Source organism: Chryseobacterium sp. MA9, assembly GCF_024399315.1.
Taxonomy (GTDB): domain Bacteria; phylum Bacteroidota; class Bacteroidia; order Flavobacteriales; family Weeksellaceae; genus Chryseobacterium.
Genome location: NZ_CP075170.1, coordinates 4,804,362 through 4,818,154, shown reverse-complemented (window position 1 = coordinate 4,818,154; position 13,793 = coordinate 4,804,362). Strand labels below are relative to the sequence as shown.

Here is a 13,793-nt window from a genome sequence, read left to right as displayed (position 1 = left end):
ATTATTTTTTAATGGCTTTGATAGTCTGCTTAGATCCGTCTTTCATTTCTAAAGTTACTAAGTAAACGCCCTGCATTAAATCTCTTAAATGTATCGTAGATTCAGGGTTTGCAATAGTTTTCACTAATCTTCCCGTAACATCCGTTACTGATACATTTTTCACATTTTTCACTTCAGAGATATTCAATACATCTGTAAATGGATTAGGATATACTCTGATACTGTTTTTTGTTGCAGCAACCTCAGATGTTGCCAGGTTCGCATTATTGATGCTTATATCATCTACATACAGATTAAACTGGTCCGCATCTGAATAGGCATTAAATCCAAAGAAATACACTCCGGTAGCAGGAACTGTAAACGTTATAGACTCTGTATGAGCCATTTCATCGTTGATTGAAGGATAATCTGCCACTGAATTAGTCATTGCAGATTCAACCGGTGAAGTTCCGTAAGCTACTTTAAGTTTTTCAGCATAGGTAGATGAGTTATTCCCATATTTATAGCTGATTGTGTATTGTACTCCTGCTGTCAGGTTCAATCCTTGAGTAAAGAACCATGCATTGGCTGAATTGGAAGAATTATAATGATATCTTAGTACATTGGTAGTAAATCCCTGGCTATCAGAAGGAGGATCTGCAGTTTCCCAGTTATTTCCGGATCCCATGTTGGTGTTCATCGTGCATCCAGGAAGATCCGGAGTAGTAACACTTTCAAAATCTACTAGATAAGGAAGGTTTGCACTTGAACACAGCGTAGTAAATGTAACGGGATCACTCCATGCGCTTTTGCTTGTTGCACTACATGCAGATCTCACCCATACATGATACGCAGTGGAAGGTGCTAAACTTGGAATGTTATAAGTAGTTGCTGTAACTCCTGTGAAATTTGGTGTGCTTGCCGCTGTAGGAGCTATATTGGTTGTGCTGTAATAAATATCATATCCGTTTGCAGGTACGGGAGTGGCAGCTGTCCAGGAAACCGTGGCTCCTCCGGCAGTTATATTTGAAATAGCCAGAGCAGTTGGCTCACTACAAGCAGGAGCAACATCTACATTAATATCATCTACATACAGCTGGTTCATGTTAGCATCAGAATATGCCTGGAACCCAATATAATATACCCCTGTTGTAGTTGGTGTAAAGTTCACAAAAGCACTTGTTGCTGTACTGGTAACTACATTCGGGTGATCTGCCAGTGTATTGGTCATTCCTGCACCTGTAGCTGAAGTTCCGTAGGCTACTTTTAATTTCTCAGCATATACAAATCCTTCTGCATTTGCATATTTATATTTAACTCTATAAGTAACTCCTGCTGTAAGGTTGATTCCATTAGTGAAAAACCAGGTATCAGCATTATTGGCATAGTCATAAGAATACTGAAGGACATTTCCTGTAAATCCTTGAGCGTCCAGATCACCAGTTTCCCACATATTTCCTGAACCATCATTCACTACTGAGGTGCAATTCGGAAGATCAGGTGGAGTTATACTTTCGAAATCCAGTGCGTATGGCACGCCAACAGAAACACAAGCTGTCATAAATGTTGCCATTTGAGACCATGCACTCTTGTCTGTAGTACTGCATGCAGAACGTACCCATACGTGATAAACAGTAGCCGGAGCAAGTGTAGACAAATTAGCTGTTACAGCATTACTAGTTCCGGAAACTACAGTAGCAGCCGTAGGATATGTACTGGATGTTGAGTAATAATATTCATAGCCGCTGCCCGGAGCAGAAGTTGGAGCTGTCCATGCAATCTGAGCTGTATTTGTAGTAACAGCTGAAACCGTTAAGCTGGTTGGGGCAAAACAGGTCGGAACCGCTCCTATCACAACTGTATAATCATGTGCTTCTCCATAGCCATCTGTATTACAAGGAATAGGATCACTGGAGAATCTATCTCCTACTCTCATTCTGTAAGTACCAGGAGTTACGGTAGAAGGAATTGTTATAAGCCCTGAAGTAATATTGTTAGCTCCTACAAGAGTACTGCTTGCTGAAGCTACAAGCTCGGGGGCTGCATCATCAAAAGTTCCGTCATTATTAAAATCTATCCAGATGCGCACATTCTGATCACTATAATCATGTTTAACGCTAAAATCATAGTTTAAACCTGCATTCAGATTGATCGTCATAGAAGTGTAATCTCCATAGGCATCGGTAGAACAACCTGTATTCGCATGATCAAATCCGGCACCCGGAATTGCAAAAGAATCTATCACATCTCCTCCACTACACCCACTAGCAAATGCTGGCGTACAGTAAGTCTGTGCGGAGGATAAAAAGCCAGTTATTAAAAAACCAACGAGTAAAAAATTTTTCATATAAATCAGTATTAGTTACTCAAATCTAGTGAAAATCAGCAATAAAAAAAATATTTTTTTCATCATATGACAACAAATACAACTTTTCTTTTAACATAAGGCAATTTCACTCAAAAAAAAGAGAGACCGCACAAATTGAACAGTCTCTCTTTTCTATTTTTTAAGAAATTATATTATCTCTTCATTGCTTTAACGGCTTGTTTAGATCCGTCTTTCATATTCAAAACAACTAAATATAATCCTTCTTTAAGATCTCTCAACTGAAGTTCAGAAGAAGGTTTTTCAATTGTTTTAACCAATCTTCCGGAAGAATCCAGAATAGAAACTGATTTTACCTTATCTGCTTTTGAAATATTCAGTACGTTTGTAAATGGATTCGGATATACATCTATACTTTCTGTATTTTGGAAAACCTCGGAAGTACCAAGACTGGTTACCTTTTCTATAGTAATAGTAAAAATACCTTCTACTGTATCAGTATAGTAATCCCGATCTCCAATATTTATATAATATACGGTTCCCGCAACAGTTGGCAAATCCATTATAACCGGGCTTGAGCCAGTAAAATCTACTCTTTTTACACACGTCAAGTTTCCACAACTTCCTTTATATGCACCAATACTAAAATTAAATCTGCTATTTAAAGGTCTTGAAACTGTAATCTTATGTAGGAAACCATCACCCACGAAAGTAAACCATGTTCCGTCATTCATCCCAGAATTGCAAGAGTTTATAAATCCGTTATTATTGGTAGTATGCTCAGCATCAACCTGTGTATAAGTATATGGGAAGTTTGAAACCGGCAAAGCACCAGTACAATCATCATTAACAGGAGGCAGCAATGTCCCCACACATATATTGAATTTAACGGTAATACCAACACCTGTACTGTATGCCCTTATATAATAGGTTTCACCTACAACCAGCCCCGAAACGTTATTAATGTAACTAGAACTATTAACGCTTCCACCACATTTTACACTTGTTAAACTACTACAACTACCTTTGAAAATCTCAAATCGTATATCCTGCTGTACACCACTCACTCCAACATCCAGAATGTTTTTAAAACTAATTCTGTGGCTGGTTCCTGTGGCAACAAACTTAAACCAAACGTCATTCTGTACCCCGATTCCAGCACACGAAGCTGCTGGTAACATCGTTGAAACTGTTGCTCCCAAAGTACTTCCTTCAAGTCCCCCGACACAGGTCAAATCCGGATTAACGACCAAAGAGACCGCATTTGCACATTCGTCATTTACTGGAATCGGTGTCAAATCTTTTGTAATACATAAATCAAAATTGAAACCCGAATAGGGTTTTCCTTCTACATCAAATAGTCTGAGATAATAAGTTTCTCCCACTGTAAGACCAGTAACAAGCCCAACTGCCCCTCCCATTCCTACACATACAGAATTACCACAACTGCCACCAAGCACATTAAAATTTAATCCTCCCAAAGAGTTTGGTTCTCCCACAGCAACTTTATTAATCAATTTAATGATATGCTTGGTATCAGTTGCTATAAATTTATACCACACATCATATCTGGAGAAAGAGTCACAAGATACAGCAGACTTCGTTGAAGATAAAGTTGTTCCGGAAGTAACATTGATACAATCCATTCCAGAATTCACAGGAACACTTATAGCATTGGTACAATTATCATTGGATGGCGGCGGTGGAACTGTTCCTACACATATATCAAATTTATGAGATGAATAGCCTGATCCACTAAACACTTTTATATAATAAGTTTCCCCGACAGTAAGATTATTAATTATAGAAAGAGGACAGGATGCACTAGTCACATAACCACATCCAGAACCAGAACATAATATACTTGTCAAATTACCACAATCACCTTTTAAAACCTGAAAATAAACATACCCACCTCCTAATGGTACAGAGGTTACATCCTTCAGATTAACTGTATGGGTAGAAGAAGTAGCTGTAAACTTATACCATACATCACCAGTACTCGTACCACATGATGATGCAGGAGATGATACAGTTGACATCACAGTAGTCCCAGAGGTAAAACTCACACAATTCACATCTGGATTTACAGTAAGATTTATAGCATTGATACACTCATCATTGAAGGGTATACCTGGCACTGTTGTAAATTTCTGATTAACACAACCGGAAGACTCTCCTGCCAATCCCACTGCTGTTATTTTAAGATAATAAACTGTACTTGCCAAAAGTGGAGATGACGGAGTAAAGTTTGTTGTCGTTACCGACTGCTGATTAACTATATCTGTTCCCCCCGGAGTAGTTCCAACTGAAACTTTGTAACTTGTAGCTCCCTGTACAGCAGCCCACGTAAAATTAGGCAGAACCGGTACAGACGAAGCATTGTTTGCAGGATAATTAATTATCGGACAATCCGGTAACGGATTGGGAACTAATCCCATAAGACTGACTACAGGCTTATAGGGTAAAAAATGACCAATTGGAGGATTTGCAGGGTCCGGATTAACGGTATTATTCTCAGTATAAAGAGCCTGCTCCATAGTATTATACACAAAAAACGGATTATTTGAATTAGAATTAAATCCATTTTCATCTACTGCAATAACTAAATTTCTTGCATTATCATATGGGAAAGGGGTAGCAAATGTAACCTCTACAACTCCGTTTACATTAGTAACCGCACCAGAATAAACTTGTGTCATTTCCCCAACGGGAATCCAGCCTGTCTGATAATTTAAAGAATTTTTTGTGGTGTGGCCTAAATAAACCACCCAGCTTGATAAATAAGCGGGATTTGCAGAAGGCGTTAAGTAAAATTTAAGTCCGGTAATATTACCTGCTGCGTCAGCATTGATTTCTTGTTTTGTATAAATCTGCTGAGAATAAGAGAAGGTAAAACCACTATTGACCGGAGCATTACCCATGTCTGTACTTCCTGCACCTAATTTGATCTGAGCATTCAGTACAATGCTTACCATCAGTAAGCATAAAAACAAGATTTTTTTCATGTATAAGTTTTTGGTTATTAGTACATCCACGAATTTACAATAATTTGAAATATCTTTTTTTAAGTTTTTAAAAAAGATATAATGATGGGTCCATAGATATCTACACCACAAATAAAAAAAACGACAGCCAAATAGCTGTCGTTTCATAGAATGATTAATAAAATCTTATCTTTTAATTGCTTTAACGGTTTGTTTAGATCCGTCTTTCATATTCAAAACAACTAGATACAATCCTTCTTTAAGATCTCTCAACTGAAGTTCAGAAGAAGGTTTCTCAATAGTCTTAATTAGTCTTCCTGAAACATCAACAATTGAAACAGACTGTACCTTGGATACATCAGAGATTGTTAACATATCAGTAAATGGATTAGGATATACAGTTAGCTTATGATCTTTTGCTGCAGTTTCAGAAGTTGCCAGATTAGGATTTTGCTTTACTTCAACATTATCTAAAAGAACATCATCATAGAAATACCCGTTACCGTTTACGTTTTTATCTACAGTAAATCTCACCTGAATAGTAGCTCCGATATAAGAAGCAGCTAAAGGAACAGCAACCGTTCTCCACTGATTTAAGTTGGTTGTATCAGTAAAGATAACTACCCAGCCATTTCCGTCATTCACTTCTACAGTAAGTTTATTATTATCGTAGGTAGATGGAGTAACTGTTGTGGTGGTTGACATTGAATGATTTTTAAACCAATCAAAAGAAACAAGTGGCGCAGTTAATCCTGTTAAATTTACAGAAGGAGTAACCAATTGTACGGTATTGGTACCTGCTCCTGAATATGGTGAACTTGCATCTACCCACGCATATGTACCTGCTGCTTTTCCGTTGTTAGCTGGACTTGCACCATAATCTGCAGCTCCTGAGAACTTCCAGAAAAGGTTAGCATCAGTACCCGTTGCTGTAGGGTTTACATTATTCCAACAGTTTGGTGCTGCTCCACCATCAAAGTTTTGAGCAAAAGGTGCCATAACTGCTCCACAAAGTGTATTAAAGCTAGTAACCGAAGTCCATATACTCTTATCAGAAGTACTACATACAGATCTTACCCATAAATAATACGTAGTAGAAGGAGATAATCCGGATAATGGAGCTGAGGTTGTAGTACTGCTTCCTAAAGCAGTAGTAGAGGCTGTAGGAGCTGTATTACTTGTAGAATAGTAATATTCATAGCCGCTTCCCGGTACCGTAGCAGGTGCAGTCCATGAAACATTTGCTCCATTGGTTGTAATAGCTGAAACAGTAATACCTGACGGCTCTGAACAAGTAGGAGTAACATCAATATAAATATCATCAACATAGATTTGATTCATATCAGCAAGAGAATATGCCTGGAATCCGATATAATAAACCCCTGTTGTACTTGGCGTAAAGTCTGTAAACGTATTTGTAACAGTTCCACCGATAATATTACCGTGATCAGCTATGGTATTTGTCATCGCTGCACTTGTAGCAGAAGATCCGTAAGCAACTTTTACTTTTTCAGGATATTGTGTTGCTCCGGTTGCATTTGCATATTTATATTTGATTCTATAGCTAACTCCGGCTGTAAGATTTAAACCTTGTGTAAAGAACCATGTATTGGCAGCATTACTGCTATTATATGAATAGTTAAGTACTTTTCCTGTAAAACCAGTTGGAGCAGTTGCCGTTTTCCATAAATTCCCCGAACCACTATTAATAACAGTTGTACAAATTGGTAAAGCAGGTGTCGTAACATTTTCAAAATCTAAAGTATACGGCAAGTTTGCTGAATTACATACTGTTTGGAATGATCTTACTGTACATGCCGTAGCCGGCCCTGCAATATTAGCTGTATATGCAGTAACAGAGTAATAGTAGGTAGTAGCAAAATTTAAAGGCGCAGCTAATGTATAAGAACTATTAGCACCACCAGCGATATCCATATCTAAGATGTCATTTCCTCCTGAAGTTGTTCCAACTTTTAGTTTGTAACCTGCAGCTCCATTTATGGCAGTCCATGTTATTGTAGGTGTCACACTTACTCCTGTAGCACTAGATGTCGGAGCAGTGACTGTCGGACAAAGACCTAAAGTTGTAAAGTTGGCAGAACTTGACCACACTCCTTTATCAGTTCCATTACAGTTTCCTCTCACCCAATAATAATATTGAGTTGAAGGATTTAAGCCTGATAAATTTGCAGTAATTACCCCAGCACCAACAGAGCCTGAAGGAGTAACGGTTGAGATTGGTGTAGTTGAAGATGTAGAATAATAATATTCATATCCATTACCTGGAGGTGTTGTGGAAGCTGTCCAGCTTATTGCAGCAGATTCAGGGGTTATAGCAGAAGAAGAAAGACCGGTAACGGTACTTGCACAGTTAGCTGCAGTTGTAAAAGATCCTGTAGATGCATAGCCGTTCCCTGTTCCGGCAGCATTTGGAATATGCGAGTATACAGATTGTACGGCACCATTTAAAGCCTGTACCTGCACCTGATAGGTTGTATTCTGGGTAAGACCCGTAATTGTAGCAGTAGCAGCAGAAACCGGATTACCAACGAAATCAGTCCAATCACAGCTTCCAACTGCTCTATACTGCACATTGTAAGCTGTAGCACCCGTTGGGGCAGTCCAATTTACAGTTGCAGCATTATTGGTAATTGCAGTTGCAGCAGCAAAAGTTCTTACCGGCGCCTGCGTACCAGGCACCCATTTATATTGCAGGCCAGCTGGGATTTTAACACTTGCGTTTGTTGTGCTGGAGAAAAGCATAGTACTGTTATTAGCACTGCCCGTAACAGCTTTAGACCAATCACAAGTTGTCCCAGACGGCACATTTCCAATCATCAGAGAATTTACATTGGAAGTATAAGTGGTACTGTTTCCTCTTATTCCTACATGAGGAGTACTATTGGAGGTACTGATTCCAGGATCCGTACAGTTTCCATATATAATTTTGATTTCGCCAGTAGCATACACCAGACGAATCTGAAAATTTAATCTTTCAGAAGATCTATTGCTGTAATTAGCATGATCCTGCCATTGTACAACAAATTCAGTTCCGAGATCCTCATATCGAACTTCATGATTTCCCGGCGGCTGTGTTGCATCTGATGATGAAAAACCTCCATCCTGCCCAAAAGCAGAAATTGCCCCTGTCGTTGATCCAAGACTCGACATTGGTGTATAGTTTGTCCCTGAAGGCGCAGCTCCAAAGGTTATAAAACCATTTGCACTCACATAACAGGTTGTCATTGCAACACCACCGAAAGTAAAAGGAGAAGATAGAGGAATTGCTGCAGACACCTCATTATCATAAGTTGTATTAGTCCCGGTAGGAAATAATTTTGTCCCCCCAGTAATTGAGGTGTACGCCACCCCGCTACTTTTTGAAAAAGTATAGTTGGCGACATTAGTTTGTGCATAGACTCCCATACTCAGGAAGGCTAAACACGAAAGTAGTAATTTCTTCATAAATAGTAATAATAAAAATTAGGACGGTAAATGTATAAATATTAATTCATATTTTAACCAAAACATCAGAAAATATCATAAAACATTAAATAAAAACAAATAAAAACATCATTAAAACACGATATAATCAAACGTTTATTTAATTTTAACAAATATTTCGCAATATGTTGAAAAATATTAAAACACTAACAATCAATATTTTAATTTACTATATAATTAAAATAGACTTCAGAATATTTTTCTATTCAATACAAAAAACTATTTAAAAATTTTCATCAATTCTCTCAATATGTAAACAAAAAAAAGAGTGACCTAAGCCACTCTCTTTAAATAGTATATTTTACTTTAATTCAAATAGAATTCATATTTATTCAATAATTGAATTTCTTTAATCAAGTCTCCATTCAAGTCTACCGAATGTTTCATAGACTGCACTTCGATATGGGAGTCATCCTCAAGATTTTTAATAAAGAATTTCAGCTTTTGATTTCCTTTATTTCTGTCAAGCACCGTTCTGAAAAAGTCCAGATCTTCAGCTCTCACATCCATAACGTCCATAACCAAAGATATACTCTTCGCAAACCTTTCAAATGCTTCCTGCAGTTCTATTACATCATTTACATTAACAAAGACTCTTCCATCCTTCACCTGAGCAAATTTTATTTTGAAAATAACAAATCTCTGAACCTCCAGCTTTTCCTTCAGCCTCATATAATCCCTGTCTCCCAATCTGAATGAATATGATCCCGAATAATCTTCCAGGGTAACAAAAGCTACTTTTTCGCCGCTTCTGAAACCATCTTTTACCACATACTCCGTAATCAGACCAGCAACGGTATATTCTTTTCCGCCGCCACCGTTTTCTCTTTCTTTCTGTAAAGTCTTCCAGTCTTTTTTCTTTTCTTCAAAAAGCTCCTCCTGTTTATTTGCGAAAGCCTGCTCTTTATAGGCATCCACTTCATCAAGATTCAAAAAATGAAAAACTCCTTTTGGTTCAGCTTTTTTTGTTACTTCTTCTATAACCTCTTCCTCTTCACCGGCAACGATGTCATCAGAAACAATTTCTACAAGATCTGCAACCTCATCAATGGAATCTTTTTCCAAAATAGGAACCTCATCTATAGCTACTTTTTCCTCATCCTTTTCCAACACTGCCTTTTTAGAAAGCTGACCCTGCATAAACTGGTATTGGTATTTAAATTCATCCAAAGGATGTGCAGAAAGATAAAATCCGATCGTTTCTTTTTCTTTGTTAAGTTTATGCATATTTGGCCATTCAGGGCAAGGTGCTAATTTCGGCTGCTCAATCTGTACTTCTTCTGCAAAATCCGCAAAAAGAGAATGTTCCATTTCATTTTTACTCTCCTGGAAGCTTTGTCCATATCTGATCAATCTTTCAAGATTCGTTCTTCCGGCCATATCAATATCAAAATACTGACCTCTATGGAAAGAATCCAATTCATCAAAAGCTCCTGCAAGCACCAAACTTTCTGCTACTCTTTTATTCATTTGCGAAGGCAAAATTCTTTCAAAAAAATCATAAATATTTTTGAATCTTCCGTTCGCTCTTTCTCGTGTAATTCCCTCACTCGGACCTTCTCCAATTCCTTTGATTGCTCCCAATCCGAAACGGATCTGTCCTTTTTCGTTTACAGAAAATTTATATTGAGATTCATTCACATCCGGTCCCAATACATCTACTCCCATACTTTTACAATCCTCCATAAACATGGTAATTGAATCCGTATTGTTAATGTTATTACTCATCACACTCGCCATATATTCTGCAGGATAATTGGCTTTCAGATAGGCTGTCTGGTAAGCAATAAATGCGTAGCAAGTGGAGTGAGATTTATTAAAGGCATATTCCGCAAAGGCTTTCCAGTCATTCCAGATTTTCTCCAGCCTTTCTTCATTCAGATTGTTTTTTCTGCCTCCTTCAATGAATTTAGGGTACATTTTATTAAGGACATCGATCTGCTTTTTACCCATCGCTTTTCTCAAAGTATCGGCTTCACCTTTTGTAAAGTTGGCCAGCTTCTGGGACAAAAGCATTACCTGCTCCTGATAAACGGTAATCCCGTATGTTTCTTTTAAATATTCTTCTGTTTCAGGTAAATCATAAACGATCTCTTCAATTCCGTGCTTTCTGTTGATAAAGTTTGGAATGTATTTGATCGGACCCGGACGATACAAAGCGTTCATTGCAATAAGATCAGCAAAAACCGTTGGCTTAAGCTCTCTCATATATTTTTGCATCCCTGGACTTTCATATTGAAAAATCCCTACCGTCCGTCCTTCTTTAAATAATTGATAAGTCTTTGTATCATCAAGCGGAATAAGATCCGGATCAATGTCTAAGCCATGTCTTGCTTTTACCAGTTTCAACGCATCTTTAATGATCGTCAAAGTTCTCAACCCCAGGAAGTCCATCTTCAGAAGACCAGCACTTTCCGCCACAGAGTTATCAAACTGTGAAACCAGAATATCTGCATCTTTTGCGGCGATAGTTACCGGAACCAGGTTACTTACATCTTCCGGGGTAATAATCACCCCGCAGGCATGAATACCGGTATTTCTGATACAGCCTTCCATTTTTTTGGCACTCGCAAGTACGTCATGACGGGCATCATCCGGACTGTTCAGAACATATCTCATTTCATCAACAAGCATCTGTTCTTCCGGTTTTAGTTTATCATATTTAGATAAAGCTTTTGCAATGTTCATCCCCGGACTTGGCGGAATTAATTTTGCAATATTATTTGTATCAGGAATCGGAACATCCAACACTCTTCCCGCATCTTTAATCGCAGATTTCCCTCCTAAAACCGAGTACGTAATAATCTGTGCTACCTGATTTTTACCGTATTTTTCAACTACCCATTTAATGATTTTATCACGTCCCTCATCATCAAAGTCAATATCAATATCCGGCATGGAAACCCTTTCCGGATTCAGAAATCTCTCAAAAAGCAAATCATACTTAATAGGATCCACATTGGTAATTCCCGTACAATATGCTACGGCAGAACCTGCAGCAGAACCACGGCCTGGACCAACCCAAACGCCCATTTTTCTTGCTTCATTACAAAAATCCTGTACAATCAGGAAATAACCGGGATACCCCGTATTGGCAACTACTTCCAGTTCAAAATCTAAACGTTCTTTAATTTCGTCTGTGATTCCGGTTTCTGCATATCTTTTTTTCGCTCCTTCATATGTTAAATGCGTCAAATACGCCATTTCACCACGCTTCCCTCCATCAATCTCATCTTCAGCATGAATAAATTCTTCCGGAATATCAAATTTTGGAAGTAATACATCTCTTTTTAATGTATAGGGCTTGAATTTTGAAGTAAATTCTTCATAAGCATCAAAAGCATCAGGATAAGCTAAAAACGCTTCTTTTATTTCGTCAGAATTTTTGATATAATATTCTCCTGTAGCCAACCCTCTTCTCTTTCCAAAGCCTTTTCCGACAGGAGTTGTCAATTTTTCGCCGTCTTTAATACAGCTTACAATGTCCTGAATATTAGAATCATCTTTATTGGTATAAAAAGTTTCGTTCTGCGCTAAAATCTTAACATTATATTTATCTGCAAAATGCAGTAAAACATCATTTAAGTGTTCTTCTTCAGGCAGTTTATGATTTTGAATCTGTACATAAAAGTCATCTTCAAAAGTATCTTTCCACCATTTGAAAAGCTCCTCTCCTTTCTGTTCACCGGTATTTAAAATAGCATCCGGAATATCTCCCAGAATTCCGGAAGTCAGAGCAATTAAACCTTGTTTATATTCAGCAATCAATTCACGGCTGATTCTGGGAACTCCAAAATAAAATCCTTTTAAGAAACCAATACTTGAAAGTTTTGCCAAGTTTTTATATCCTTCAAAATCTTTCGCTAACAAAACCACCTGGGTTCTTCTGTCAGGATCATCTTTTGTAAACTGCTTCTGTTCGTAACGGTCTGAAATATAAAATTCACAACCCACTACAGGAATTAAAGGTTCGGAAACAGGTTCAGCCTCATTAAATTCTTCTCCGTTTTCTTCAGCTTCCTGTTTTTTCGCCAGATATTCTTTATGTTTTTTTGCACGGTCAGCATTTGCCCCTTCAATTGCTGAAACAAATTTAAAGGCCCCCATCATATTTCCCAAATCCACCATCCCAACGGCAGGAAAATTGTCATCTGTAGCTTTTTTAATTAAATCATTAATGCTTGAAGTGGCCATTAGTGTTGAGAAAACACTGTGATTGTCAAAATTGAAATATTTACCCAGATCAATTTCATCAACACTTCCGAAATCCTGCTGCTTTTTCTTATTATGAAAATCTGCAACCTGCCTTCTGATAACAATATTAAAAGGTTTTATCGGATCGGGATAAAGGCTCTTGAAATATGCAAGCTGATCCTCAGAAATCTTTAATGTTTCTGCGGGAACCACCCCAATTCTTATCATTTCAAAGAAAGCTCTTGCCGTAGCATTTACGTCGGCAGCAGCATTATGGGCTTCATCAAACTTACTTCCATAAAGCTTTTCGTAAAGTTCTTCAAGTTTTGGAGATTTGTATCTTCCTCCCCTTCCTCCACCTAACTGGCAGAAGTCGGTTCCCAAAATCATGGTATCCGCTCTGGGTTTTTCCTGTAGATTGTCTTTAAGGTTTTTTCTGTAAAACTCTGCTCCTACGATATTGTAATCGAATTCCACATTGTGTCCGGAAACGACTCTTACCCTATCTAAAACTTCAGCAAATTCTTTTAAAACCTCTTCAAGGTCACGGCCTTCTTCATTGGCAATTTTCGTTGTAATACCGTGAATACGGGCTGCGTTGAAGGGAATATCATACCCTTCAGGTTTTATTATATAATCCTGATTTTCAATCAAGTTCCCATCATCATCATGCACCTGCCATGCGATCTGAACCATTCTTGGCCAGTTATCCGAATCTGAAAGCGGAGCGTTGAAATTTTTTGGTAAACCTGTTGTTTCTGTGTCAAAAATTAAATACATATAATGTTCTAACTTTTTTATAA

4 protein-coding genes are annotated in these 13,793 nt (G+C 37.8%); all 4 read right to left on the bottom strand.

All coding sequences use genetic code 11. The features are described from left to right. Position 1: 1 nt before the first annotated feature. Complete coding sequence (locus KIK00_RS22035) at positions 2-2,326, bottom strand: GEVED domain-containing protein (RefSeq protein ID WP_255814393.1); 2,325 nt, start codon at positions 2,324-2,326, stop codon at positions 2-4. Between the two features lie 173 nt (positions 2,327-2,499). Beyond that, positions 2,500-5,313: a T9SS type A sorting domain-containing protein gene (locus KIK00_RS22030; RefSeq protein WP_255814392.1), complete on the bottom strand. Its 2,814-nt coding sequence runs from the start codon at positions 5,311-5,313 to the stop codon at positions 2,500-2,502. A 165-nt stretch (positions 5,314-5,478) separates the two neighbouring features. Next, positions 5,479-8,757: a fibronectin type III domain-containing protein gene (locus tag KIK00_RS22025; RefSeq protein WP_255814391.1), complete on the bottom strand. Its 3,279-nt coding sequence runs from the start codon at positions 8,755-8,757 to the stop codon at positions 5,479-5,481. A gap of 345 nt (positions 8,758-9,102) precedes the next feature. Further along, positions 9,103-13,770, bottom strand: coding sequence for a DNA polymerase III subunit alpha (gene dnaE / locus KIK00_RS22020; protein ID WP_255814390.1), 4,668 nt, complete (start codon positions 13,768-13,770; stop codon positions 9,103-9,105). Positions 13,771-13,793 lie beyond the last annotated feature (23 nt).